Origin of the sequence: Spirulina subsalsa FACHB-351 (assembly GCF_026130165.1) — a bacterium.
Classification (GTDB): Bacteria; Cyanobacteriota; Cyanobacteriia; order Cyanobacteriales; family Spirulinaceae; genus Spirulina_A; species Spirulina_A subsalsa_A.
Genome location: NZ_JAIHOM010000048.1, coordinates 1 through 26,065, shown reverse-complemented (window position 1 = coordinate 26,065; position 26,065 = coordinate 1). Strand labels below are relative to the sequence as shown.

The following is a 26,065-nucleotide window of genomic DNA, read 5'->3' as shown; positions in this document are numbered from 1 at the left end:
GCCTTTAATTCAAGTTTGTTCAAAGAAGGGGATAATCGGTTGTTGCCTGACAGGTTCTACAGGGGGTTCCTCGTCAGCTTCCTCGGGGGAAGATTCCGGGGGTGAGGGGGGAAGGGATTCTTCCGGTGAGGGTTCCGCTGGTTGCGGTTGAGGTTGAGGTGGAGGGGGTTGTAAACGCTGGAGGGCGGGGAGGATCCTATTTTGTAGATGTTCGTCTACTTCTTCAACTTTATCGAGTTGATTCCGAGCGCGAAAGAGGGTTTTCGCTTGTTCTAAAGTGGCGATCGCCTCATCATACAATTCCAACTCCCCATAGCACACCCCTAGGTTAAAGAAGGCATCAGCAAAAATGGGATCTCGTCGCAGAGTGTCCTGATAAGCTTCAATCGCCTGCTCGCATTGATTGGTGTCTTGGTAGGCTATCCCTAAATTGTAATAATTGCTCACCTCATCGGGATTAAGACGAATAGCCTGTTGCAAGATGGTAATGGCTTCCCGGGGATTGCCACTGTCAATTAAAGCCGCCCCCAGTTGTTGGTAGGCGATCGCATTATTGGGATCTAAAGCAATGGCATCCCGCAAACGCCCCACCGCCGCCGCAGGCTGTTCCAAACGAGCGAACACTAAGCCTAAATGATACTGGGCTAAAGCATTATCCGGGGCAAGGTTCACCGCTTGTTGTAGGGCATCTCGGGCTAATTCTAACTGACCTTGACGGGCATAAAGTAACCCCACTTGATAATGAGCATCAATGAATCTGGGGTTAATTTCAATCGCCCGATTATATAAAGAAATAGCTTCCCCCGTAGACCCATCCCGCGCCAAAATCAAGGCCAGATTGTAGTGCGCCTCAGCATTGCGGGGATCGAGTAAAATCACCTGACGATAAGCCTGGCTAGCTTCCTGATAACGCCCTAGCGCGTCCAAGGTGAGGGCTAAATTATAGACAGCCGGGCTAAACTTAGGATTGAGTTGGACCGACCGTTCAAAGACCTGTAAAGCCTCTGGGAGTGCGCCTCGACGAAAAAGAGCTACCCCCAAATTGTAATAGGCATCATTGAGGGAAGGGTCCAAACTAATCGCCCGTTGGAATTGTCCAATCGCCTCATCGACGCTCTCCTGCTGGATTAGGACGTTGCCTAGCATATAGTAGGCGATCGCCATCAAGGGATCAAAACGCAAGGCCTCCCGAAATTCCGTTTCAGCCCGGGCAAACTCCCCCCTTTGGTACCGTAACACCCCCTGCTGGAAATGAATCGCCGCGTCTAAATCCTCCGTATAAAGACCATCAATCACCTGTTTCTGGCGCACCAGAGGGAGGTTAGGCTTTGCCCAAACAGCCTCCCCCCCATGGACTCCTAAGATGACTCCTGCGGCTACTAAAGCCAAATATGGCAAGCGGTTTCCCATGATTGTCCCTACCCTCACACAACTGTATTTTAATTGTATGTATTTTAATGGTAATCGGTTGACGTTCCCCCCTCTTGCCTAGACAGGGATTCTTCATCAGACGAGTTGCCGTTATCTGTCTATTGGCATAGATATCAACAGAAAGGCAAGAATACGTTAAGATCACCCATAACTGTGTGAGGCAAGGAAGTTCTATGCGCGTTTTACTGATTTATCCTCTGTTCCCCAAAAGTTTCTGGTCTTTTGAGAAAACCCTAGAATTAGTGGGTCGGAAGGCCATGCTGCCACCCCTTGGACTGGCGACGGTGGCCGCGATTTTACCTCAAACTTGGGAATTTCGTTTGCGCGATCGCAACGTAGGACAAATCAGCGAAGCCGATTGGGATTGGGCAGAATTAGTCCTGTTATCCGGGATGATTGTCCAGAAAGATGATCTCCTCGTACAAGTCCAAGAAGCCAAACGACGGGGGAAAAAAGTAGCCGTCGGCGGCCCCTATGCCACCGCACTCTCCCACGAAATCGAAGCCGTCGGAGCCGATTATTTAGTGCTAGATGAAGGGGAAATTACCTTACCCTTATTTGTCGAAGCCGTTGAACGGGGCGAAGAAAGCGGCAAATTCCGCGCCACCGAAAAACCCTCCGTCACCCTCACCCCTATTCCCCGTTTCGACCTCTTAGATTTTGATGCCTACTCAGAAATGGCCATCCAATTCTCCCGTGGGTGTCCCTTCCAGTGTGAATTCTGCGACATCATTGTGTTATACGGTCGCAAACCCCGCACCAAAGAACCAGAACAGTTAATTGCCGAACTCGACCGCCTCTACGAATTAGGCTGGCGACGGGGAATTTTCATGGTAGATGATAATTTCATTGGCAATAAACGCAACGTGAAGCGCCTGCTCCGAGAATTAGGCCCTTGGATGGAAGAGCGAGGCTATCCCTTCTCCTTCGCTACCGAGGCATCGGTGGATTTAGCCAATGATCAAGAACTGATGGACCTGATGACGGCGGCCGGTTTTGGAGCCGTATTCCTCGGCATTGAAACCCCCGACGAAAACAGCTTAGAAGTCACCAAGAAATTCCAAAATACCCGAGATCCCCTCAGTGAGTCTGTAAACAAGATTATTAGTTCTGGTTTACGGGTCATGGCCGGGTTTATTATCGGCTTTGACGGAGAGAAAAGCGGCGCAGGTCAGCGCATTGTAGACTTCGTGGAAAAAACCACCATTCCCACAGCCATTTATAGTATGTTACAAGCCCTGCCCGATACAGCACTCTGGCATCGCTTAGAACGGGAAGGTCGTTTGTTAAGTGCCGTAGGCAATATTAACCAAACCACCTTAATGAATTTCGTTCCCACTCGCCCCCTCGAAGAAATTGCCCGAGAGTACGTGAATGGGTTTATGGAACTATATGACCCCATTCAGTTCTTAAATCGCACCTATCGCCACTATCGCATTTTAGGCACCGCGCCCTGTCATGCCGAACGTCGCCGCAAGATGAAAGGGAAACCCAAAGCGAAAAAACCTGTAGATTTACGGTCTTTAAATGCCCTGTTGATTCTCTGTTGGAGACAGGGAGTAGTGCGCAAGACTCGTTTTCTGTTCTGGGTATATCTCGTACAGATGTTCATTCACAATCGGGGCGGGGTAGCCAGTTATTTAGGAGTTTGCGCCCAAATTGAGCATTTCCTAGAGTATCGTGAGGAAGTGAAACGGAATATTGAATCCCAACTAGATCAATTTTTGGCCGAAGAAAGTCGTTTACGAGCCGAACAACAAGCGGCGGCAGCTAGTCAGAGTCCGGCAACGGTTGGCAGTTAAAGGGGTCAAGGTTGCTCCCTAGGCATTTCCTAACACCCCAAGCTAACAAGGGGGCTATGACTGGGAAGCGGGAACTCTTAAGGGTGAACTTAAGAAGCTCCCGTTAAGCTACACTTTAACGGGAGCTTCTGTCGAAGTGCTATGAACTTTAAGCTTGGCTTTTTGTCCCAACTTTCTTTAAGTCCCCTTGACCGAGCCGCTTGGGGGGCGATTGGCTTTTTTATGGTGCTGTTGGGAATAATTTTGGTTGTGGGGAATCGGAACAGTCCTCGGGTGGTTGAGTTTAGCTGGGAGAATCACACTCTGAGCTTAGAAGATGAGGCCTTTACTTTGACCTTTAATCGCCCGATGGACTGGGAAACGGTTCGGGAAAACCTGACCATTACCCCGGAGTTACCCGGGAAAATGAGCTATCAGGGGCGCAGATTCGCCTATACCCTGACCGATCTCCCCCTCTACGGGACAGAGTACAGAATTGAGCTTAAGGGGGCCTTGGAGCGTCCCCTAGACCCCAATCGGACGGCTCAGGAGTTAAGCTCCTTTAGCGCTAATGTAAGAACTCGGGATTTAGCCTTTGCTTATTTGGGGGTGGAGGGGGAGGAACGGGGGCGCTTAGTTCTCTACAATGTGACCCAAGCGCGCAAGTTTATCCTCACGCCGCCGGATCTGATTGTGACGAACTTCCGCCCCCACCCTAGCGGGGAGTTCATCACCTTTTCGGCCTATGATCGGGCAACGGATCAAGGGGTGGCTGCACAACAGGTTTATAAGGTGACGACGGGGTTACATCATGGGGGAGGGACAAACACCGCCACCTATGGTCGTTTGACCCGTATTTTAGACGCGGCGGATTATCAAAATCTCAATTTTGAGATGGCGACTCAAGGGGAGACAATCGTGATTGAGCGGGTCAATCGCCGCAATCCCTCAGATCAGGGGGTGTGGGTGGTGCCGCCGGGGGAGAATCCCCGACCTTTGGGAATGCAAGGGAGTTCTTTTCGGGTGTCGCCTGATGGTCGTATGGTGGCGATCGCACAACGTCAAGGCGTTAACCTGATTTCCTTAACACCCGACGGAGAAGCTTGGCGATTTTTCCCCGACTATATCCGGGTTTTGGGATTTTCTCAGGAAAGTTACCCCCGCTTGTTGTTGGTGCGGGATAATCGCGATTTAACCCAGTCTCTGGTCTTATTGGGGAGGAATCAAACCCAACAGGAAATTCTCTCCACCCGAGGACAGATTTTAGATTGTGTCTTTGAACCCCGTCAGCAAGAACTTTTGTATTGTATTCGCACCGAACCCCTCGACTCCAACCAAACCCAAGAGCAAATTTTTCTCACCCTGATTGATTTAGAGACTGCGACAGATATTCCCTTAGTAGCCTTAGCTAACGACCCTAATGTGAAGATTAGTATTTCTCCCGACGGTCGCAATTTATTATTTGATCAAGTTTCCTCAGAACGGGATCCCCAAGAGCAAAACCGGAGAAATCAGGATAGAGCCATTGCCTCGGGGAATTTGTGGTTACTCACTCTCCCGGATTTAATTGAAAACCCCGACAGTGCCGAATTAATCCCCCCAGAACGCCTCACACCGGGGTTAGATCCTCAATGGTTGCGGTAAAAAGAATTCGGAGCCCAAAAATCTCCTTAAAAAATGCGCTCTTGGGCAGGTTGATAAATATAGTCATAATCAAAGGGAACAGGACGAATATTCCGCACAATAGAAAAACCTAACGTACTCACGGCATCCGTGGTAAATGTCACCATTACTAACTCTTCTAAACGTTTACCGCTAATTTTAGGCGGTGTAACGTAAAATTCCCGTTGAGAAAAAAAGGTTTTTTCATCTTTGGGAATCACTAAACCATTCACTCTTTGCGCATACTGAACAGGCTTAATATAAGTATGATAAAAGTCTTCTTGATTATTTTGCAAAGAATAAAATCTTTCCTGTTGTAACCAACTCATTTTAAACAACAATTTAATGAGTTCAAATCCTAAAATATAATTAAGAACGTAACTTTTTTCTTCAGGACTAAAAACTAATCTCAAGGCCGCTTCTAAATATTTTTGCGGTTCTCGCCGGACATCTTGGGCGGAATGAATATAAAATTGCTTGATATATTGACGTAACACCTTATTATTCAATTGGGTATTGATGTGAAACCCATCGAGATGGCGCTGGACTTTATAATAAGTCTCATAGTCTTGGATAATTTTCGCTAAAAGTCCATCGGCTGTATATTGATCTAGAAATCCGGCTTGAATTTCCGGGGATGCCCCACATAATAAATGACACAGCGAGAGTAAGTAACGCCGTCTTTGCCAGTCTAGACCTTCTGCCCATTCTTTCGCTTCTTGTGGAACTTTTTCTAGCATAAAATCACCCTGATGTCAATTGATAAATATTAAGAAAGTCCCGGGTAAAGTCTACAGTCTTGGCTAGATTTAGGCGAAATTGAGGCAAGATTAACCAAAGATGTTTTCTTCATCGGGTTTGTAGATATAGTCATAATCGAACGGAACAGGTTGGGTATTGCGAACAATAATAAAACCTAAGTTGCTGACTTCATCTGTGACAAAGGTAGCCATAATGAGAGCGACTAATTTCTGTTCGGAAATATTGGGTTGTTTGACGAAGTAATCTCGCCTAGAAAAGAAGACTTTTTCATCTTTCGGATTGACGATTCCGTTGATGCGGTGGGTATTGCGAATGGGTTTGATGTAACTATTAAAGAAGTCCTCTTGATTGGGTTGTAGGAGATAAAACCGTTCTTGTTGTAGCCAACTCATTTGAAAAACGGTTTGTAACAGTTCAAAGCCTAAAATATAGTTGAGGACATAGTTTTTTTCTTCGGGGCTTAAGACCAAACGGAGAGCAGATTCTAAATAACGTTCGGGTTCTCGTCGTACATCTTGGGCGGAGTGGACATAGAATTGCTTAATATAATGTCGGAGTAATGGTTTATCGAGTTGGGTGGGAATGCGGAAACTATCGAGATGGGCTTGAACTTTAGTTTGGGTGTCGTAGTCTTGGAGGATTTTGTTGATTAAACCGTCGGCGGTATATTCATCTAAAAATTGGGCTTGTGTTTCCGGGGGAACGGCACAAAGGAGGTGACATAAAGATAAGAGATACCGTCTTTCTTTCCAATGCAATTGTTCAGCCCATTCTCTGGCTTCTTGGGGCAGTCGATCGAGAATGTTGACCATGAAATTCCTTAAGGGTAGGCAGTGACATAAAGGGACAACTCCGACAAGAGTTGAGAACTGTCTCAGGACAAAATGAGACAGGATGAAGATAGGGAGATTAAGCAGATGGCGATTTCCTTACGGAACGCTTCGCGAGCGCAACTCATCAAGTTTTTGCCGGACAGCCTGAATATCCTGCCACATTAACCACTTGGGTTTTCCCGGTTCCTTGGAGGGGTTGCGTAACAAGTAGGCTGGATGAAAAATCGCCATACAGGGTCTTCCTTCCCATTCTATCCATTGCCCTCGAATCTTGGTAATGCCCTGTTTATGCCCGGTTAAACCCCGATAAGCTGTGGCTCCGGTAAACAGGATGATTTTCGGGTTAACGAGGCGGATTTGTTCGAGTAAATAGGGTTTACAGGCCGCAATTTCTTCAGGGGTGGGGGTACGATTTCCCGGAGGACGGCAGTTATGGACTACTCCGGCCGGGGTGACAAAATTGGCTGTTTCTTCCACATCCAAGCAATAGACTACTGTCTCAGGATGTTGGGAGGGGAGGGGGTGTTTTATCACAGGTTGCCAGTCGGTGGTTTGTCCGGCATAGTTAGGAGCGGGGGAACTAGAGGAAACAGAAGCTAGAGCGCGTTGGGGTGTTCCCGTGGCGACTAAATCCCGCAGATGGAGGTCTTCGACGGGAATCCATCCGCGACGGGTGAGGATGGGATGATCTCCGGTGGCAGTATACCCCACGCTGTGACCGGGTAGGGTGACACGGTAGAGGGTGCGATCGCCTAAACGGGATTCGTACCAGTGGTTAATTTTACGCCAGACTAACTCTTTCGTCGGGGTTAAACTCAGCACCTCCCCCTCCCAACGTTGTTCTACAATCCATTGCAAGGATTGATACCCCTGCCGCGTCAGAACAGGAGTATCTCCGGTCAAACATTTGACCATATTGGCAATATAAACATCCTCTTCTGAGTCCAAATGAACCGAGGCCAGGATTTTTTCGAGCAATTGTCCAGATTTCCCCACAAAGGGTAAACCTTGCTCGTCTTCATTTTGTCCCGGCCCCTCCCCAATAATCATAATATCCCCGTGAGGATTGCCCCGTCCAAGGACAGCATGGGTGCGAGATTGACTCAATTCACAGCGTTGACAGTCGTTACAATCAGCCCCAATTTCTCCGAGGGTGGTATAAAGTCCCTTGGGGATGGGAATATTAGCATCTGTGGGGATTAAATCCCGTTGCACTGGGGGAATCGGAGGGGTAATATTGGCACTACTAAAGAGATCCAGTTGTTCTTCTTGGGTCATGGGAAACGGGGAATAGGTAATAATCAATAATTAATTATTAATAATTAATTATTATAAATTATAAATTCTAACAGTAACGAGAGCCATATTCACTACAGCCCCATCTAGGGCGCTGAAGCGCAACAACCAACATGGATGGCTTAGTCTTTCAGGACAACCTCAGCTAAAATTGGATAATGATCACTGGGATAAAGAGGGGGGGCAGAATCCTTTAAAATTTGGCACTGTTTAACCTCAATTTCCCCGGGATGAGTCTGCAACAAAATCCAATCAATCCGATGGACAAAATCCGGATCTTCTACGCTATATTCTGCCCCGAGAAAATTGTGTACCGAATGTTGACCCGCTCGATCTTTATTTCCCGATACTAAATAACTATCGATAAAACCAGCTTGCCGAATTTGCTCATAAACTCCTTCTTGAGAGGTTAAGGGTTCTCCCGTCTTAGTCAGTCGCAAATAACTGTTAAAATCTCCGGTCAAAATTACAGGCAAATCATTATTATTTAAAAGATGAATCTGCTCTAAAACCAGTTCAATTCCCCGTTGACGAGCTAAGGCACTTTTATGATCTAAATGGGTATTAAAACAGAAAAACATCTGTTGATTTTTTACCCATTCCAATAAAACCCAATTGGCGGTTCTGACTCTGGCTGTATCCCAACTGCTAGACCAAACTTCGGGGGTTTCACTGAGGTAAAAACTGCCTTGACTTTTGATCACAAACTGATCAAGCTTCCAGAAAATAGCATTATAGAGTTCCCGACCTGGACGGTTATAGGGAAGACCGAGACAATATTGATAGTCCCTTAACTCCCTTTGATAGGTTTCTAGATTTCCCTGTTGTAGTTCTTGAAAACCAATAATATCAGGATTATATTTTTTGAGGGTTTTTACATTGAGTCCTGCGCGATTCTCCCAAATATTAACCCCATCGTCTTTACAACTGCCCCGAATATTAAAGCTCATGATTTTTAGGGTCATTTTCATCCTCCTTAATAGCTGAACAATTAACGAATATACTATAATAGTCTTAAACAGTAAACAGTTGCCAAGTCCCTATTCCCCCCTTTACGTTTATCCTGATGTCGCCAGAATACCCCATCCGTCTACACGGTGGGGATGAATGGCGACCAATAAACTAACCGACCGAAGGGAGTCAATACCGAGCGAAGTTAAATTAATGAAACAATTGCTGTTAATTGGCGGAGGTCACAGTCATGTTATTTTTCTTAAACAATGGACTAAAAAACCTCTGCGGGATCTTCAGGTTATCCTGATTAGTAATGTCGTCTATACGCCCTATTCTGGGATGTTACCCGGTCATGTTGCTGGATTTTATAGCTACGATGAAACTCATATTGATTTACCCCGTTTATGTGAGTGGGCTGGGGTAGAATTTCGCTTAGGGGAAGCGGTCGGTTTGGATTTAGCCCAAAAAGAGGTTCTCATCAAGCCAGTAGATGCTCCCAAAATAGCCCCAGACTGGGAGCCTGAAACTATTGCTTTTGACCTCCTTTCCCTTGATATTGGTAGCACTCCCGCAGAAAATGATGTGCAAGGAGCAGCACAATATGGCGTTCCTATCAAGCCTGTGCCGAAATTTTTAGCCCAGTGGGAGGGGATTTTAGACCAAATTCGAGGGGATAGAGGGCGAGATTGGCAACTGGCGATTGTGGGTGGGGGTGCGGGGGGGGTGGAGTTGGCGTTTAATCTGCAAGCTAGGGTGAAGGCGGCAGGGGCTGGCTGTTGTGGTTTCCATCTCATCCATCGGGGCGAGAGGTTGATGGGGGGACATCATCCTTGGGTGAGTCAACGGGTGACGCAGCTATTGGAGGCGCGTGGGGTGCAGTTATATTTAGGGGAAAGGGTGGGGGAGGTGACGGGGGATGAATTGCGGTGTGATTCGGGGTTGAGGATTCCCTACGATTTTGTGTTTTGGGTGACTCAGGCTTCTGCGCCTTCTTGGTTGGGGGCTGGGGGTTTGGCGACGGATGGGGCGGGGTTTCTGTTGGTGGGGGATACGTTACAGTCGGTGTCTCATCCTTTTGTGTTTGGGGCGGGGGATATTGCTACGATGGTGAATCATCCGCGTCCGAAGGCGGGGGTGTTGGCGGTGCGTCAGGGGAGGCCGTTGTTTGAGAATGTGGGGCGTTGGGTGGGGGAACGTCCTTTAAGGCCTTTTTGTCCCCAACGGCGCTATCTGGCTTTGTTGGGGACGGGGGATTGTTGTGCGATCGCCTCTTGGGGTCCATTGGGCTGGCATCACCCCCTACTCTGGCGTTGGAAGGATTACATTGACCGCCAATTTATGGCGCAATTTGTCCCAGACTCCCCCTGAGAGAAGCCCGAAGATCAGAGGGGATCAAGGCGATCCTCAAACTTTTTTCATCCTGTCCGAAATTGCCCTTGTTGTTGGTGTAGGGGTAAAAGAATGCTCATTCTGCTCACAATAACTATTGTTACAAGCTGAGTCGCAGATTTGAGATGTACAAACAAAATCGGTATCATTAAATTGAGGGTGCAAATGAGTGCCGATTGTTGAAAAGTAAGGGAGATAACTATTATGCTAACTCAAAAACTGTCTTGGATCATCGCTCCCCTCACATTGGCCGCAACTGTTACTCTGGCAAGTCCCAGCCGGGCTTATGATCCTCATGACGTGCAAACTTTGTTATTAACAAATATCTGTCCGGGGTGTGATTTATCCGGTGCAAATCTTTCTCAAGCCCATCTCATAGGGGCGGATTTAAGAGGGGCTAATTTAGAAGATGCAATCCTCATTGAAACGAATCTAGAAGGGGCTGACCTCAGTGGTGCAAATTTAAAAGGGGCAAGTCTCAATCAAGCTTTTTTAACCGATGCCAGTTTAGTGGCTACAGATTTGAGTGGGGCTGATTTTACCCAAGCCATTCTTTACAATGTGGATGTCAATGGTGCAATTATGGATAATATGATTGTCACCGACGCTCAAATTTTCAACACAGATATTCCCCTAGGGATTGGTGGGGATGCGGAACAAGTGGATCCTGAACAAGTGCCGCATAACCGATAAGGGGCTGTTATTTCATCTAAAACTCCCCTCTTGTAGTGTTCTGTTCAATCTGGAAACAGCTATTTTGGGGGGAGTTTAGCTAACCACCGAGAAGCCCCGCGCTCTCCTAATAGGGAGCGTCGGGAGGATGTCACTGGGCGAGTTGAAATTCAAAGGCCTAAAAATTCAAAAACCCAAGATGGATAAACCTTGGCGGAGTTTATCGATTTGCTGGATCACTTCTACAAGGCGATCGCCATTGATGTGAAGTTCGGAAGTAGGATAGTTCTGTAGGACTTCAATCAGGGTAATTTTACCGTCAGTCATAGCAGAACTCACTAAGGCGGAGCGTAAAGCTTGGCGATTTGCTCGTTTAGTTGGCGTGTGGATCACATCGCTGACTTGATCTAAGAGCATTTCGCCAATAGAATTATTCAACAGGCGGGATAGCCAAACCCCATCTACAACAATTTCTTTGGTTAAAATTCCTCGAAATTCTTCAGGATTTTGATTAGCGAGTTCTAAATAGGCTTGTAATTCTGGGGATACTTCCCCGCGTTCGGCTAAGTCGGTTAATTCCGCCACGGAAATAGAGGCTTCGAGGATACTATAACGCAGAACCACACGCTCGGCGGCGATCGCATTCAAATTAAAACTGGTGCAAAGCACCCCCACAGTCAGCACCGTACCCGCTAGGGCAGAGCGCAGGATAGAATTTCGCATAATATCTCAGGTGTGTTGGTTGAAAAGCTATTCCTAGACGGCCAGAAATGGGTTGAATCGCCATAAGACATCATAACGACTTCGCCAGACTTGATACCACAAGACGCACCACCCGCTTTAGAGTTCCAGTTCTGATGGCGTTCTGAGATTATATGTCCATTGGGAGGAGAGGTATGGCACTATTGATCCCATCATCCTCAAATCACCCCGTGCAAAATAGCTATGTCTACCCGTTGGTGCTGGCTTCCCCCCATAACAGCCGATGGAGCAACTCAGATGAAGATTGACCAACAGTTGTTTCAAGCACACTGTACCGGAGAACAGCCTCCTACTCTCCGCTTTTATACTTGGCACCCCGTCGCCCTATCCTTGGGATACCATCAAAAACATTACCCGCATCATTGGTCAGAATTAAGCTGGCAGGGGCGCAAACTAGACATCGTGCGTCGTCCAACAGGGGGAAGGGCGGTTTTGCACCAAGGGGACTTAACCTATATGGTGGTGATGTCTGGGGAAAGGAAACAGCGTCAGGAAATTTATCGGGAGATTTGCGAGTTTTTACGCCTTGGTTGGGCAAAATTGGGCATTTCCCTGAATTATGGTCAGACCGGACGGGGATATATTCACAATCCGAGTTGTTTCGGCACAGCAACGGCGGCGGATTTAGTCACACCAGAGGGCTATAAGTTAATCGGGAGCGCCCAATTGCGTCGCGGTTCTTGTGTGTTACAACATGGCTCTATGCGTTTATCTCCTGATGCGCTGTTATTTGAGCAGGTTTTTGGGGCATCGGAGGGCGTTGGAGATTATCCTATCCCTTATGGGGTGGAAGAGGTGATTACGGTGCTAAGGGAGGCCGCCCAGGAGTGGTTTAGGGGGGATTGGTTTACCCAGGAACTTTCTTGAATTACCGACTCATCATCCTACGGATATAGCGTTTCCATTTGAGTGAGTTTTGTAATTCACACAAAAATGACATCAGAAACCGGGTTTCTGGGGCATCTACAATCAGCCATAATCAATCAAGGCAACCTGACCCAAATCTGAGTTAAAATCAAAACAGTTTGAGCTATCTTGGAAAATGAGTAATCCAGAGCCGAAAAAGCAGTTTTTAGTTGAGAAAGGCAGTATTATCTCACCAATATTGTTGCGATCGCCTGGTTAACCGAGAAACCCCTAAGTAATTTCATTCAATACCTCAACCGCCAGATTTAATCGTTGCGCACTACTTCTCGCATAATTCATGCCCAATTTTGTTTCCTCGGCGGCATTTTCTAAGTGGTGCATAGTATCTACAACCTGTTGGGTAGCGTGAACTTGTTGCTTTGTACTCAGCAAAATTTGTTCACTACTAATTGCCACATTATTAATCACTTGAGTCACACCTTGGAAAACTTCCACTGTTTGTTCTGTGGTTTGAGTTGTTTTCACTAAACTATCACTCCCCATGGTTGTCGCTAAAACAGTCTCTTGAATCCTTTTATGAATCGCCAATGTTAATGAATTAATATGCTGTGCTGATTGTTTACTTCTATCAGCAAGTTGACGAATTTCTTGAGCAATTACTTTAAATCCTTTTCCTTGTTCTCCTGCTCTGACTGACTCAATCGCAGCATTTAAAGCTAACATATTCGTTTGTTCTGCCAAATCTCGAACCACTTGGGAAATATTACCCACTTCATGAGCTTGTTCTTGCAGCCAAATAATTTGCTTAGAAATGTTGTTCACCTGATTTTTTAAGTTAGACATATCGTGCTGACTAATCTGTACTATTTTACTTCCTTCTGTGGCTAAATTTATCACTTCATTTGCGACCTTTTTGGTTGCTTCTGCCTGCTGGGTAACATCATGAGAAAATTCTCTCAGTTCTGCAATAACTTGAGTGGTTTCATTAATAACCCTTGTCTGTTGGATTGCCACTCGTTCCTGTTCTTCAACAGTTGAAGCAATTTCTTTGGTCGAAAGTACGACATCTTTGACAGTACCATCGAGTTTATGAGAAATGCTTTGAATCAAAGCGGTGATAATTCCTAATAGTATAATATTAGACAAAAATAGTAGTATTTTTAAGCCTCGTAAAAGTCTTAAATTTTGCTCTGCTAGTCGTTCCGCCGATTCTGTGGCAATATCGGCTAATCGCCACACTTCCTCACTCACCCGGATTAAATCTTCCTGATATTGGGGGTCATTTTGAGGACTGTTGACTAAGGTTTTTAAATTAAGCCAACTGTTTTGTAAGTTTTGAATATGGCTCAATAACTCTCGATTGCCAATCGGGATTAAATCCAGTTCTGGACTCCCATCAAATAATCCCTTAAAAATCTCATCAATTCTTTGGATATAAAAGTTATCTTGTTGCCCATTTAACCTTAATTTCGTGATTTTTTGGCTAGATCCTCGAATCACTCCTGTTAAATTAATGACCCGAGCATTACCATTCATGCGGTTAATTTGACCGAATAAAACCGCAAGGTTCAGCAGGGAAAAACCCAGCAAAACTAAAACCATCCAGCGCATTTGAGTGGTTAATCTCATGAGTAAAAATTCCTAGGTAATAATAGCTATTATGAGCCAAAAATTATGACTTTTGCTCATTCCTGCTAACCTAGAGTATTCCCATTAGTGGCCTCGCACAAACCAACCAAATAAATTAATATCACGACGCATTTTTTTTAATTCGGCTTGGTGTTTTTGGGCTGTTTCTGCATACCAAGCGCAATAATCCCGCCATTCTTCGCGCTGTTCTCGTTCCCGACGAAATTCATAGGCCAGTTGATGGGTGGCAAACTTTTCCGTTTGTGGTGGGGTGGGGAGGATAAAGCGGAATTCTTGTCCCATATGTTGATTGATGGATTAGGCCGGCTCATTCATTCTATACAATTAACTTTGTTGGATCTAGTTAGGGCTGGCTCAACTTTGACAAGTTAAGCTTTTGTGCATTTTGTCAAAACGCAATTAACGGCGGGATTGTCAACAATTTCCGGTCAGGTGGATGTTTTAATCAAACTCTGGGGGCAAATTAAAGGGAGAATCGGGGACAGTGGGTAGGGTGGGAATGGGACGACTCGGAGGAGTGCCATCACTGCCAGGAGCCGCGCCGGGGGTAGGTTCTGGGGCAATGGTTTCAATAATGAGCGATCGCTGCACCTGCTCCCCAGATGGACTCACCCCTTGCAGAGTCAGGGTTTGTTGGCCACTCTGTTGACTCAAGGGATAGGCCATACTTCCAGAAAGGCCGACAGTCCCCGGAATGGGGAGAAGCGTCACCTTGGTTCCCGGTGGGCCCTGCACTTGCCACGAAATGCGCAAACTACGGGTGGGAGTGCGAGGATTGACCCGAGCAATGTATTTGAGGGGAACATCCCGGCCATTGACCTGAAAACTGCCAATGCGCACAGGGACATCCGGGGCTTTCACTTCCACTAAATTGGACTTTTGACTAGCACTGGGTAAACCTAAACCCGCTTTCGGCACCACAGAAAGTTCAAAAACATATTGACCGCCCCCCGCGCTATTGGTGGGGACATTTTGACAGACTAACCGCTCTTGACTCGCTCGGCAATAATCAATCAGGGGGGCTGGGATGCCGTCGCTGAAGTCATAGCGTTGTTGGGAGGCTAAAACGGCACCTTGGGGCGATCGCCCAATGACGCGCAATTCCCGCAAATTGCGAGGAAAAGCAATTTCCCAGTTCAAGCGCACCCGTTCATTTTGAGTCCCATCATACTGGCTTTGGGTGGTGTCAAATTCCAGCAATTCTGGGGACTGGGGGGCTTCAATCACAATAGTATCCGTCGTTTTCGCCTCCACTACTTCCCCATTGCCCTGTCGGGGAACTAAGGCCACCTCAAAAATATATTCGCCCGGTTCTCGCATCACTTGGGGAATCTCCCGACAAATCAGCCGTTGATCCACAATTTGACAGTAGGGCCGCAAAGGTTCAGGAATGCCCCCCGTGAAACTATAGCGTTGTGGAGGACTCACCACACTATTATTGGGCGCACGTCCAACAAGGCGAATTTCCTGTAACTGTTCCGGGTGGAGAACCTGCCAGTTAAACTGAACAATCGTTTCTGGGAACGGGGAATCTTGACGTTCCGGATTCAGGGCAACGGAGACAGGAGTTGCGGTCACATTGGGGGGCGCGATTTGAGCCGCCAAATCCACCAAGGTAGGGACAGGAATAGGCAGAATACTAATGGTATCTGTGCGTTGGGAAAAGGGGCTATTATCCCGTAAACGACGGGGTACAACGGTTAACTCAAAGGTATAGTCTCCCGCTTGTCGGGCATCGGTGCGCACATTTTGACAGACGAGATTCGGCCGGAAGGAACAAACCTCTGCTAAGGCCTCGGGGATGCCATTGGTCAGGTCATAGACCAAGGGACGGGGTGGAGTTGCGTCTCCTGTGGCCGTGCCGCTAATTTGTAGGGCAGCAATACGTCGGGGGTGGGTAATTTGCCAGTTGAGATGGATAAAATCCCCATCAGCGGCCTCGTAGGTGGGGGAGACGGAACTAAACTGAAGCACCCGGGGGGGACTGGGGGGACGAACAAAGTACCACCAAACTAGGAAAATGGCGGCGGCGATCGCACCCCCAGCCGCCAAAATCACTAAAAACAAGTGCCACCACGGCCTCGCCTGCCAGATTAACGTTCCCTCCAAACTCTCCACAGGTAACGGCAACTCATGGGGATCGGTTAAATCCAAAAAGAACCGATACTCTCGCCCCTTCCCCCACCAAGGTCGCCGTTTCCGTTCCGTCGGTTCCACCTCCACAAACACCTTGCCACTTTCCCCTTGGGGAATTTGTAAAGCAGACGGTAATAACCGATAGGCACAGTCTGGGGTTTCCGAATCTTCTCGCGCTTGGATCATTAATTCCCGCCCTGTATTCCCCCCATTCGTTACTCGGAGTTCATACAAACCCTCCCCTAAACGAATCTTGCCTAAAATGGTTCGTAACTCAATATTCAACTCGTAGCGCGGGAGAACTGTAAGATACATCACCTCCATCAGCAACAAATCCCGGTTATTGAGGGAAGTCAGGCACACCGTCGGGAAATACTGCCCCGCGCTAATCTCCTCGGGAAACTGCAACAACAGTAGAATCTCCCCCTGACTGCCCGGATTAAGAGCGAGGGTATCTTGATCCAACACCAACCCCAAACGGTTCAAACCCTCGGGATAAATCACCTGATACCAGTCTGGGGGTAAATCACTACAAGTCAGCCGAAACCGATCCACTCGATTAGAACGGTTGTTCACAATGACCCGCACCTCAAAAGGTTGTCCCGGAGTAATCGGCAGGGGTTGAGTCGCCCGGGTACTGGGAAACAAAGTAAATGTGGGATCATTAACCTGGGGTCCCGCTTGAATGGGGGGTAAAATCCGCAAGGTGTGTTGATGGCGGATAGGAGTATCTTCCGGATAATGTTCCGGCGCATCAACAATAAGAGAATAGATATAATTTTCCGGGATCGCTTGCACCGGAATCACAAACTGAAACACCACCTCACTACTTTGACCCGGACTCAAGGCCAGCCGTTCCTCGGGGCTTAAACACCACTGGCGCAAGGGTTGAGAAACTTCATCAATGTAGAGGTCGATGATTGCACCTTTGGGGCCTTGGTTACTGAGCGTTACCCGCAATTCAAAGGTTTCCCCGGCCGTGATGGTGTAGTCTCCCGAGGGATTGGTAATAATGGCAATGGGGTTGCCCCGCATGGAGACAAGATCCCCGTTGCGTTCTGAAGTGGCCAGGGTTCGCCCTTCACTCACCATCATCCCACTCTCCCCACTCGGTGCTATCCTATAGCGGAGTTCTTCGTCCAAATTGGTCAGGGTACTGAGATATCCCCCTTCGACTAATGCGCTTAATTCAGCCTCTGCTGCGGGTAAATCTAGCTCAAAATGGTTGGCAACTTCCTGTAAGGTCACGTCGTCTGCAAGACGAACCATCCAGCGCAAAATACGAGCTTGTTGGTCAGGCAAGGTTGACCAAATGGCTTCGGAACTACCTTGAGTCATGGAATGTTTAACGGAAATGCTAGGAAAAACAACAGGAGACGATACAGCGTCATCAATCAATAATCGCCTTTTATCTTACAGGGATTTTATGAAAAATGAGGAAAAATATTATGAAGAATCATTAGATTAGCGGTTGCGAGAAAATTATTTTTTCGAGAATAAATACGGGGGAGAGATGACAACCAAGAAACCATCCTGCTTTACAATGCCCCATAACGCTCGAATTAGGGAATCATGGCTCACTCTTGGCGTAAGCTCCTCTTAGGGGATTTCACTCTAAAACGTTGTATTCGCTCATTCCTTTTCATTTATACCTGTTTTGCCTTATATGTTTATCTGTTCAGTGACTCGATGATTTTTCTCCCACCGGATAGTAGTTATGAGGACAGTCCGGAAATCCTAAAACTGCTCACACCGGATCAAGAGTCTATTTCTGCTATCTATTTACCTCATCCGGATGCAAAATACACTCTGCTGTATATTCATGGTAATGCAGAAGATTTAGGCGATATTCGTCCGCTTTTAGACCAACTTCAGACCCTTAACTTTAATATTTTTGCCTATGACTATCGCGGTTATGGTACCAGTGAAGGAAGACCGAGTGAACGCAATGCTTATATTGATATTGAAACGGCCTATCAATATCTGCGGGAAGTCCTGAATACACCTGCTGAGAAGATTATCCTATTTGGTCGTTCTGTGGGTGGGGGGTCTGCCCTTCACCTAGCCGTTCAGGAGCCGGTGGGGGGGATTATCCTAGAAAGCACATTTACCCAAGCGTTTCGAGTCGTTGTTCCTTTTCCTTTGTTACCCTTCGACAAATTTAGAAATCTGGATAAAATTAAGCGGGTATCTGCTCCAGTTTTGATTATTCATGGCACGGCTGATCAGACAATCCCCATCGCTCACGGGAAAAGATTGTTTGAGGCCGCACCGGAACCCAAACTAGCGTTCTGGGTTGAAGGGGCGACTCATAATGATGTGCCTTGGGTAGACTGGGAAGCTTATCAAAATAAACTCAAGGAATTTGTGGATTTGTTGGAGTCGGAGCGTAATAGCTTATATCTGGAAAGAGATTTAAGTCCGTCGTCTCGTTAAATCCGGAATCCCATTGCTTTTAGAGGTGGGATGGTCAAAGGTACAATACAGCGCAAAAGGTTCTAGGTTGATCATGATCAGTGGGGTTGATACCGGGGAAATTTTAGGGGAGCGTTATCGGGTTTTGCAAGGCTTAGGCAAAGGACGATGGGGTATGACCTATCTGGCCGAGGAGATTCCGGTGAGTAAGGATCGCTATGTGATTCAAGTCTTTACCTTTCCTATTCCTTCCCCAGAGCAAAAGTCTGACCTTCAACATCAGATTACCCAGGAGGCTGAACTCCTTAAGAATCTGGATCATCCCCAAATTGCTAGGTTTCGGGATTGGTTTATTAGTGAAACTGCCGATTATTGGGTGCTTTATTGGGTGTCGGACTATGTGAGTGGGCAAAGTTTGCGTCTCTTACAACAAGGCCGTTGGGTACAACAACGAGGGTTTGAGAAACGGGAAATTGTCCAACTGCTCTCCCAGTTGTTGCCTGTGCTGCATTATCTGCACTATCACGGGGTCATTCACCGCAATCTCTCGCCCAATCATATTTTAATTCGTCAACAAGATAGTTTACCCGTACTGGTTGATCTGGGGGGAATTCAGCAAATTATTGCTAACCAACTGAACTTAAATCAGCCCCGGTCGGTTGTCATGGTGGGTCAAGTGGGTTATGCGCCTCCGGAACAATTACAGAAGGGGATTATCTTTACTTACAGTGATCTCTATGCTCTGGCGGCGGTGTTGTTGGTGTTACTGACAGGACAACCTCCGGAGGTCTTGCTGAATCGGGAAACGGGGAACTGGGAATGGCAACAGTTCACGCGCTTTACGCCTAAACTCCAAGGAATTTTTACGAAAATGTTGGCAAAACGTCCGGGCGATCGCTTTCAAAATGCTTATGATGTAATGCAAATGCTACAAGATCAGCCCACACCCCCCCCACCTCCGAGAAGAGGGGAACAAGGAGAGGGGAAAGGAGAGAAGAGTCAGAAGGAGGGGGAAAAATCCCCGACTGCTCGCTCATCGGCTTCTTTGTCTCCCCGGCAGAATTCAAAGTCGCTCAAACGTTCTGGAATGCGTTTATTAACCGTCCTTTCTCAATCAGTTCTCGTCTTGGGGTTTGTCCTGGCGGCGGGGGCTGTGGGCTGGTGGGTTGGAGATTATTGGTTGACTCATCAAATTGCCTCAGATTCCGATGTTCTCACGGATTGGGACGATGTTCCGGTGGTGACTCCTGAACCCCTTGAGGAGAATTGGACTCCCGAAAATCTCAGTTTCCCCCTCACGGATGACCCGGAACCGGATCCCGATGAGAGTTTACCCTTGCTGGAACAAGAACGGAAATTGGGGATTCGTCAACGGCGCTTGAATTTGACCATTGACTATGAGTTTTTTCAACAGTTGGTTCAACAGCAGTTTTTAGCCCAATATCCGGAACGACGGGGTAGACGATTAAGTAATAGTGCTGAGGATATGATCTGGCGCGATCGCTGGGATGAAACGGCGACTCAAGTGTTGGATCAGTTGGGGTTTTTGAGTGGGGAGGCACGACGGGGTTTAGGCAGTTATCGACGGCGCGATCGCGAGCGCTGGGAAACGGAGGTGCAACGACTGGATCTCAGTCCTCGGGTTTTATATGAACTCACCGATCGGGCTTTTCTCCAGCGTTTTCCTGAACAAAAAGACCGTCAGTTTCTCAATGAACCTATTGGACAGGTTTGGAATGCGATCGCCTTGGACACCTTGCGCGCCCTCCGTTCCGGTTCTGCTCTCCAAAGGGTGTCTTTAGGGACTCAAGAAAATAATACCCAACTCGACGGAGAACTCAACCCCGGTCAAGGTCAGGTTTTTTTACTGCGTTTAGAAGAAAATCAGCGCCTGTCGATTAATGCGCTTACCAATCGGGCCGTCAGCCTCTCACTCTATGCTCCCAACGGTCAGGCTTTATTATCCGGCTCCGATGAACGCGCTTGGTCGGATACGGTCAGGCGGACTGGTTTGTATGAGATAGTATTACTGTCCCGCTCTGCCCAGCCCCTTAATTATCGCTTATCTATTAAAGTAGAAACCCCCTGAATTAATTAGGGCTTGCTGAATAACTTGGGGAGCAAGGGAGCAGGGGAGCAGGGGAGCAGGGGAACAGGGGAGCAGGGGAGCAGGGGAGCAGGGGAGTCGGGACTAATTATTAATTATCAATACTCAATTCCCCCAGTACCCCGCACAAATCCCGGTGAGAAAAATTTCTTTCCTCAGAAAGGTTGTAGGGAGGATCCCCCTCCTTTACGATAGAACTTTGTGCATTTTTAGTGAGGTTAGAGGTTATGAGTCAAGTTATTGTCATTTCCGATGCGGAGTTTGAACAAGCGGTTTATGATCAAGATAAGCCCGTTTTAGCCTACTTTTGGGCGGCTTGGTGTGGGCCTTGTCGCTTAGTCTCCCCGTCCATAGAAGAGCTTGCCTCGAAATATGGCGATCGCCTCAAAGTTGTAAAATTAGAAGTAGACCCCAATCCTGAGGCGGTGAAAGCCTGCCAAGTGAAGGGAGTCCCCGCCCTCAGATTATTTAAAGGCAAGGAAACGGTCTTATCCCATGAGGGAGCCATCGGCAAACAAGCCCTGTTTGATTTACTCACATCCCACTTAAATTAGGGATTATCCCAACACTATGCAACTGGCTAAACGCATTGAACCTTTAACAAAAAACGTCTTTGCCGATATGGATCGGGCGAAAGCCCAAGCCCAAGGGGAAGGACGAGAGATTATTGATTTATCCTTGGGATCTTCGGACTTACCCGCCCCCGATTGTGCGATCGCCGCCATCCAGACCGCCCTTACAGATCCCCACACCCACGGCTACACCCTCTTTCATAGTACCCAAGCCTTTCGCCAAGCCGCCGCCCAGTGGTATGAGCAGAAGTACGGCATCCCCGTTGATCCCGAAACAGAAGTTCTGCCCCTCATTGGCTGTCAAGAAGGCACCGCCCACCTCCCCCTAGCTGTATTAAATCCGGGGGACATTGCCCTGTTATTAGATCCCGGCTACCCCTCCCACGCCGGAGGGATTCACCTAGCTGGGGGACAAATTTACACCCTTCCCCTACGCGCTGAAAATCACTTTTTACCAGACTTGAGCGCCATTCCCGCCCCCGTGCTAGCCCAAAGCCGCCTGATGGTTTTGAGTTATCCCCACAATCCCACGACAGCCATCGCCCCCCTCAGTTTTTTTCAAGCCGCCGTTGCCTTCTGTCAACAGCACAATATTGTTTTAGTCCATGATTTCCCCTACGCGGATTTAGTCTTTAGCGGCACGCCCGCCGCCCCCTCCCTCTTACAGGCAGACCCAGAAAAAACCGTTTCCCTTGAACTATTTACCTTTTCCAAGTCCTACAACATGGGGGGATTTCGCATCGCCTACGCTATCGGTAACGCGAAGTTAATTGGGGCATTACGACAGGTGAAAGCTGTTGTAGACTTCAATCAGTACCGGGGCATCATGCAGGGTGCGATCGCCGCCTTACAAAGTGATCCCACCATTGTCCAACACACCGTCAACACCTTCCAAAACCGCCGGGATGTCTTCATACAAGCCCTCAAAGACATCGGCTGGGACGTTCCCACCCCACCCGCCACCATGTACATCTGGGCGCAACTCCCCGCCCCCTGGCGAGAGCGTTCCATTGAGTTTTGCTGTGAATTAGTCGCCAAAACTGGGGTAGCCGTATCCCCCGGCGCTGGCTTCGGTAAAATGGGCGAGGGATACGTCCGTTTCGCCCTCGTTCATGAACCCGATGTACTAAAAACCGCCGTCGCTCGCATGGCCGAGTTTTTGGGGCAATTCTAGGTTTCTCCGTCAACAAAGCTAGACGGTTAGACCAAAAGCCATTGGGCTTATCAGTCATTAATTTGGCAACTTGTTTGTTGTACCAAACTCCCACCCTTTTCTTATGATTTAGTGGCGTTTATCATTGAACGACACTTACCCGTTGATGAAATTGGTGCAGAACAGTTAGCAGAGAGAATATTACAATCCCCTCCATCTCAAGGATATTTAACTATTTCTAACGCGCTTCAATGGAGGTTACAATATAGTCGAGTAATTCAACAAGCGGGGCAAGTTGAAGGAATTTTGAAAATTCAAGGATAGTCTTGAGAGGAATTGATGAGAAAAGCGGGAACTAAACAACAATTGGGTGATTTTCAAACCCCTGAATCTTTGGCAAAAAAAATCATCAAACTTCTGAAAATTCAATATCGAATATTACCCGATGTTATTTTAGAACCCACTTGTGGAACAGGTGCATTTATTCGAGCAGCCCTAGAGGAATTTAGCCCGGTTAGAATGATTGGATTTGATATTAATGAAAACCACATTAAAACCGCTCAAAAATCTATACAAAGTCATCCCCATTTAGAAAATATCACAATCAAACAAGCAGATTTTTTTACAACCGATTGGCAAAATATTCTGGCCAACATTTCCGGTTATTTGTTAATTTTAGGGAATCCCCCTTGGGTAACAAGTAGTGAATTAAGCTTGCTCAATAGTCAAAATTTGCCGATTAAATCAAACTTTCACCACAGACGCGGCATTGAAGCTATCACGGGTTTAGCTAACTTTGATATATCAGAATGGATGGTTTTACAATACCTTGAATGGCTCTCTCATCGCACCGGAACAACTGCCCTATTATGCAAATATTCCGTTGCGCGTAAAATTTTGCTGCAAATCCAGAAAAAATTCCCTCATACTTTTTCCAGAACCATTTATTTAATTGATGCTAAATATTATTTTAATGTATCCGTAAAAGCTTGTCTTTTTATCTTATCGACTGATGGGGAGAAAAGCCGAGATTGTCCAGTGTATTCAGATTTGGATGAGCCGATGTTATGCTCTGTTATTGGGGAACGAGATGGCTTTATGGTGAGAGATACCATCAGATATGAACAAGGCAGACATTTTTTAGGTCAAGATACTCGGTATATTTGGCGTTCTGGGATTAAACATGATTGTTCTAAGGTTATGGAGTTAAAGCAAATTAGCTCCCATTGGTTTATCAATGGATTGGGAGAAAAATATCAGTTAGAAAAAGATTATTTATATCCTTTGCTCAAGGGATCAGATATTGGTAACGGTAGAGTTAACCAGTATCAAAAGCTCCTTTTAGTGACTCAAAAATGGGTAGGTGAAGATACGAGGATGATTCAAGATAAAGCCCCTAAAACTTGGCAATATTTACGAGATCATGAGTCATTTTTCAAAAAGCGGAAAAGCTCAATTTATAATAACAAACCCCCTTATTCTATATTCGGGGTCGGAAACTATTGCTTTAACGGTTGGAAAATTGCAATTTCTGGACTTTATAAAAAGCTGAATTTTTATTTAGTTTTCCCTTTAAATGATCAGCCTGCGATGTTTGATGATACGGTTAATTTTTTATCTTTTGAAACTGAGGCGGAAGCGAGAGCTATTTTTGATCTAATCACATCAGACCCTGTTTTAGAGTGGTTAGACTCTATGATTTTTTGGGACGAAAAAAGACCCATAACGGTTAATCTTCTCAAACGATTATCTCTCGATAATACCAACCCTACCCTACCCCCCCCCTGAATAGTTACGCTTTCGGAGACGTTCTGTCGGGGTCAATCTCTGATTGGCTAGACAAGAGTCTATGAGAAAAGAATCCACTCGCCAACCGCAGGGTGGGGTAGTTCAATCTGCTAACTGTGATACAATGTTATGTTTGCACACCCCTCGTGGTTATATTAAAGGAGATACATTTTTATGGCGCGAATGTACTATGACGAAGATGCTAATTTAGACCTCTTGAATGGTAAAACGGTTGCCATTATTGGTTATGGCTCTCAAGGTCATGCCCACGCTTTAAATTTAAAGGATAGTGGTGTAAATGTCGTCGTGGGACTGTATCCGGGGAGTAAATCTACTCAAAAAGCCCAAGATGCTGGCTTGAAGGTGTTGTCTGTGGCTGATGCGGCGAAGGAAGCCGATTTAATTATGATTCTGTTGCCGGATGAGGTGCAGAAGACGGTTTATACCGAAGAAATTAAGCCCCATTTGACGGCTGGGAAGGCGTTGGCTTTTGCTCATGGCTTTAATATTCATTTCGGCCAAGTGGTTCCTCCGGCTGAGGTGGATGTGGTGATGATTGCGCCGAAAGGGCCGGGTCATTTGGTCCGACGCACCTATGAACAAGGGGAGGGGGTGCCTTGTTTGTTTGCGGTTTATCAGGATGCAACGGGGCAGGCTCGCGATCGCGCAATGGCCTATGCTAAAGGCATCGGTGGGACTCGTGCCGGGATTTTGGAAACCTCTTTCCGGGAAGAAACGGAAACGGATTTATTTGGGGAACAAGTGGTTCTCTGTGGGGGTCTTTCGGCGTTGATTAAGGCGGGTTTTGAAACGCTGGTAGCCGCAGGATATCAACCGGAGTTAGCCTATTTTGAGTGTCTCCATGAAGTGAAACTGATTGTGGATTTAATCGTTGAAGGCGGTTTAGCGACAATGCGGGATAGCATTTCTAATACGGCTGAATATGGAGACTATACTCGCGGGCCGCGTATTGTCACAGATGCGACTCGGGCGGAAATGCGCAAGATTTTACAGGAAATTCAGTCGGGTCAATTTGCTCGGGATTTTGTATTGGAAAATCAAGCGGGTAAACCGGGCTTTACAGCTATGCGTCGTCAAGAAGCGGAACACCCTATTGAGGAAGTGGGTAAGGATTTACGCGCTATGTTTAGCTGGTTGAAAAAGGTGTGACCCAATCTTGACAAGTTAAGCCTTTTCTCCTCTTGTCAGGGTCAGGGAATAGGGAACAGGGAATAGGGAATAGGGAATAGGGAATAGGCAATTGCTCCCCTGCTCCCCCTCTCCCCTGCTCCCCTGCTCCCCGAGTTATCTGGCATTGTGCCGAAAATCTCCCCTATCCCGCATTGTATCAAGCCTGACAACACCCTCCCACCCCCCCCTAAACGCCCAGTTAAAAGACTTTCCCCCCCAATCAACACCCTTGTACATGAATCACTACTTGGCGCTGATGGGAGCGTTGGCGATGTTCCCACAAATATACTCCTTGCCATGTTCCCAAGACTAAACGCCCGTGAGCTACGGGAATCTGTTCCGAGGTCCGAGTGAGGGCTGAACGGATATGAGCAGACATATCATCGGGGCCTTCTGCGTCGTGAATGTAGCTTTTGCCATCCTCGGGGACTAATTTGGCGAAAAAGTGGCTTAAGTCCCTTAAAACATCAGGATCGGCGTTTTCCTGAATCACTAAACTCTCTGAAGTATGACGAATAATTGACACTCCCATCGCTAAAAGCGAGGGATTCTTGGTTCAACGAGTTTCCTTAACTTGGCAGGACGTATCCAACCAAGCCAGAGGGAATCTCTCCCCAAGCGTGAGTTCCGGTATGCCCTACCGT

21 protein-coding genes and 3 pseudogenes are annotated in these 26,065 nt (G+C 47.1%); 13 read left to right on the top strand and 11 right to left on the bottom strand.

Annotation, left to right across the window (positions count from 1 at the left end):
- Positions 1 to 9: 9 nt before the first annotated feature.
- On the bottom strand, positions 10 to 1,410 hold the full coding sequence (locus K4A83_RS11450) for a tetratricopeptide repeat protein (RefSeq protein WP_265264684.1): 1,401 nt from the start codon (positions 1,408 to 1,410) through the stop codon (positions 10 to 12).
- Between the two features lie 194 nt (positions 1,411 to 1,604).
- Between K4A83_RS11450 and K4A83_RS11445 the strand changes: the two genes are divergently transcribed.
- Together K4A83_RS11445 and K4A83_RS11440 are read left to right on the top strand one after the other, a co-directional pair.
- The gene (locus tag K4A83_RS11445) at positions 1,605 to 3,233 is read left to right on the top strand and encodes a B12-binding domain-containing radical SAM protein (protein ID WP_265264683.1); all 1,629 of its coding nucleotides are present in this window, start codon (positions 1,605 to 1,607) and stop codon (positions 3,231 to 3,233) included.
- 141 nt (positions 3,234 to 3,374) lie between these two features.
- Entirely contained in the window at positions 3,375 to 4,856 is a 1,482-nt protein-coding gene (locus K4A83_RS11440) for an Ig-like domain-containing protein (RefSeq protein ID WP_265264682.1), read from the top strand.
- Between the two features lie 26 nt (positions 4,857 to 4,882).
- On the opposite strand, the gene K4A83_RS11435 is transcribed toward K4A83_RS11440, so the two are convergent.
- From K4A83_RS11435 to K4A83_RS11420, 5 genes and pseudogenes are all read right to left on the bottom strand, one after another.
- Positions 4,883 to 5,614 carry a cobyrinic acid a,c-diamide synthase gene (locus tag K4A83_RS11435; protein ID WP_265264681.1) on the bottom strand — a complete coding sequence of 244 codons (732 nt, stop codon included), beginning with the start codon at positions 5,612 to 5,614 and terminating at the stop codon, positions 4,883 to 4,885.
- Positions 5,615 to 5,704: 90 nt separating this feature from the next.
- Complete coding sequence (locus K4A83_RS11430; protein ID WP_265264680.1) at positions 5,705 to 6,448, bottom strand: cobyrinic acid a,c-diamide synthase; 744 nt, start codon at positions 6,446 to 6,448, stop codon at positions 5,705 to 5,707.
- A 117-nt stretch (positions 6,449 to 6,565) separates the two neighbouring features.
- A complete protein-coding gene (locus K4A83_RS23175; protein ID WP_407810001.1) occupies positions 6,566 to 7,003 on the bottom strand; it encodes a uracil-DNA glycosylase in 438 nt (145 codons plus the stop codon).
- Between the two features lie 150 nt (positions 7,004 to 7,153).
- Positions 7,154 to 7,747, bottom strand: a pseudogene (locus K4A83_RS23170) (uracil-DNA glycosylase family protein); the annotation flags it as partial.
- A gap of 140 nt (positions 7,748 to 7,887) precedes the next feature.
- Positions 7,888 to 8,730, bottom strand: coding sequence for an endonuclease/exonuclease/phosphatase family protein (locus K4A83_RS11420; protein ID WP_265264678.1), 843 nt, complete (start codon positions 8,728 to 8,730; stop codon positions 7,888 to 7,890).
- A 199-nt stretch (positions 8,731 to 8,929) separates the two neighbouring features.
- Here K4A83_RS11420 and K4A83_RS11415 point away from each other — a divergent pair, with 199 nt between their 5' ends.
- Both K4A83_RS11415 and K4A83_RS11410 read left to right on the top strand, forming a co-directional pair.
- Positions 8,930 to 10,087 carry an FAD-dependent oxidoreductase gene (locus K4A83_RS11415; protein ID WP_265264677.1) on the top strand — a complete coding sequence of 386 codons (1,158 nt, stop codon included), beginning with the start codon at positions 8,930 to 8,932 and terminating at the stop codon, positions 10,085 to 10,087.
- Between the two features lie 225 nt (positions 10,088 to 10,312).
- Positions 10,313 to 10,801 carry a pentapeptide repeat-containing protein gene (locus K4A83_RS11410; RefSeq protein ID WP_265264676.1) on the top strand — a complete coding sequence of 163 codons (489 nt, stop codon included), beginning with the start codon at positions 10,313 to 10,315 and terminating at the stop codon, positions 10,799 to 10,801.
- Positions 10,802 to 10,966: 165 nt separating this feature from the next.
- Here K4A83_RS11410 and K4A83_RS11405 read toward each other — a convergent pair whose 3' ends face one another.
- Positions 10,967 to 11,503 (bottom strand): alpha/beta hydrolase, encoded by a 537-nt coding sequence (locus K4A83_RS11405; RefSeq protein ID WP_265264675.1) that lies wholly within the window; start codon positions 11,501 to 11,503, stop codon positions 10,967 to 10,969.
- Between the two features lie 222 nt (positions 11,504 to 11,725).
- Between K4A83_RS11405 and K4A83_RS11400 the strand changes: the two genes are divergently transcribed.
- Entirely contained in the window at positions 11,726 to 12,409 is a 684-nt protein-coding gene (locus K4A83_RS11400) for a lipoate--protein ligase family protein (RefSeq protein ID WP_265264674.1), read from the top strand.
- A gap of 270 nt (positions 12,410 to 12,679) precedes the next feature.
- Here K4A83_RS11400 and K4A83_RS11395 read toward each other — a convergent pair whose 3' ends face one another.
- The 3 genes from K4A83_RS11395 to K4A83_RS11385 form a co-directional block, all read right to left on the bottom strand.
- On the bottom strand, positions 12,680 to 14,038 hold the full coding sequence (locus tag K4A83_RS11395) for a methyl-accepting chemotaxis protein (protein WP_265264673.1): 1,359 nt from the start codon (positions 14,036 to 14,038) through the stop codon (positions 12,680 to 12,682).
- 84 nt (positions 14,039 to 14,122) lie between these two features.
- Complete coding sequence (locus tag K4A83_RS11390; RefSeq protein ID WP_265264672.1) at positions 14,123 to 14,341, bottom strand: hypothetical protein; 219 nt, start codon at positions 14,339 to 14,341, stop codon at positions 14,123 to 14,125.
- Between the two features lie 159 nt (positions 14,342 to 14,500).
- Entirely contained in the window at positions 14,501 to 17,533 is a 3,033-nt protein-coding gene (locus K4A83_RS11385) for a COG1470 family protein (protein WP_265264671.1), read from the bottom strand.
- A gap of 234 nt (positions 17,534 to 17,767) precedes the next feature.
- Between K4A83_RS11385 and K4A83_RS11380 the strand changes: the two genes are divergently transcribed.
- The 8 genes and pseudogenes from K4A83_RS11380 (at position 17,768) to K4A83_RS23165 (ending at position 25,588) form a co-directional block, all read left to right on the top strand.
- Positions 17,768 to 18,631, top strand: coding sequence for an alpha/beta hydrolase (locus tag K4A83_RS11380; protein ID WP_407809998.1), 864 nt, complete (start codon positions 17,768 to 17,770; stop codon positions 18,629 to 18,631).
- A gap of 73 nt (positions 18,632 to 18,704) precedes the next feature.
- A complete protein-coding gene (locus K4A83_RS11375; RefSeq protein ID WP_265264669.1) occupies positions 18,705 to 20,699 on the top strand; it encodes a serine/threonine protein kinase in 1,995 nt (664 codons plus the stop codon).
- Between the two features lie 245 nt (positions 20,700 to 20,944).
- Positions 20,945 to 21,271 (top strand): thioredoxin family protein, encoded by a 327-nt coding sequence (locus tag K4A83_RS11370; RefSeq protein WP_265264668.1) that lies wholly within the window; start codon positions 20,945 to 20,947, stop codon positions 21,269 to 21,271.
- Positions 21,272 to 21,287: 16 nt separating this feature from the next.
- On the top strand, positions 21,288 to 22,463 hold the full coding sequence (locus K4A83_RS11365) for an LL-diaminopimelate aminotransferase (RefSeq protein WP_265264667.1): 1,176 nt from the start codon (positions 21,288 to 21,290) through the stop codon (positions 22,461 to 22,463).
- Between the two features lie 105 nt (positions 22,464 to 22,568).
- A pseudogene (locus K4A83_RS11360) lies at positions 22,569 to 22,766 on the top strand (restriction endonuclease); the annotation flags it as partial.
- A 15-nt stretch (positions 22,767 to 22,781) separates the two neighbouring features.
- Positions 22,782 to 24,230, top strand: coding sequence for an N-6 DNA methylase (locus tag K4A83_RS11355; RefSeq protein ID WP_265264664.1), 1,449 nt, complete (start codon positions 22,782 to 22,784; stop codon positions 24,228 to 24,230).
- 174 nt (positions 24,231 to 24,404) lie between these two features.
- Positions 24,405 to 25,400, top strand: coding sequence for a ketol-acid reductoisomerase (gene ilvC / locus K4A83_RS11350; RefSeq protein WP_321161023.1), 996 nt, complete (start codon positions 24,405 to 24,407; stop codon positions 25,398 to 25,400).
- 83 nt (positions 25,401 to 25,483) lie between these two features.
- Positions 25,484 to 25,588 (top strand): hypothetical protein, encoded by a 105-nt coding sequence (locus K4A83_RS23165; protein WP_407810000.1) that lies wholly within the window; start codon positions 25,484 to 25,486, stop codon positions 25,586 to 25,588.
- 53 nt (positions 25,589 to 25,641) lie between these two features.
- On the opposite strand, the pseudogene K4A83_RS11345 reads toward K4A83_RS23165, so the two are convergent.
- Positions 25,642 to 25,938 (bottom strand): annotated as a pseudogene (locus K4A83_RS11345) (secondary thiamine-phosphate synthase enzyme YjbQ); the annotation flags it as partial.
- Positions 25,939 to 26,065 lie beyond the last annotated feature (127 nt).